Here is a 433-nt window from a genome sequence, read left to right as displayed (position 1 = left end):
CCTCCAAGCTGAAGTCAATCAAACCTCTGGCGGATAATTTCTCACAGATTCCAGGATTGAACGGCGTCGTAGGAAAGGTCAACCTCCTGACTGGCGTCGGATATGCTATGACCGGCGGAAACATCTACCTCGACGAAAACACTCGGCCCGCTTTCTAGGAGATCAGCGTGACGGTTGGTATTGATGACTGGACCTGTCGGCTGGACTTTCCAGACGGCTGGATCGACCTTACGGCTGCAATTGAACTCGAACCGGCCGGGAAGGCCGCTTGGGCCCGGGAGGTAGTGGACTCCGTCAATCCTCTGGACCTTGTGGCCTCAAGGGAATCCCTTGAAAAGAGCTTGGTTTCCCTGGCGAGGAACGCTGAGAAGACACACGCGGTCCTCGCAGCCGCCTACTTCGCGGTGGGTGGTGCCAACTACGCGGCCTTCGA

General features: G+C 57.3%; 1 protein-coding gene. It reads left to right on the top strand.

Annotated elements, in window-relative coordinates; genetic code table 11:
* Positions 1–167: 167 nt before the first annotated feature.
* The coding region (locus LPA54_RS39495; protein ID WP_228985221.1) for a hypothetical protein at positions 168–433 on the top strand (266 nt) is incomplete at its 3' end.

The sequence above is a fragment of the Streptomyces sp. DH12 genome (genome assembly GCF_020873895.1).
In the GTDB taxonomy this organism is placed as follows: Bacteria; Actinomycetota; Actinomycetes; order Streptomycetales; family Streptomycetaceae; genus Streptomyces.
The sequence above is the reverse complement of the archived record's forward strand: the minus strand, read 5'-3'. Positions and strand labels throughout refer to the sequence as shown.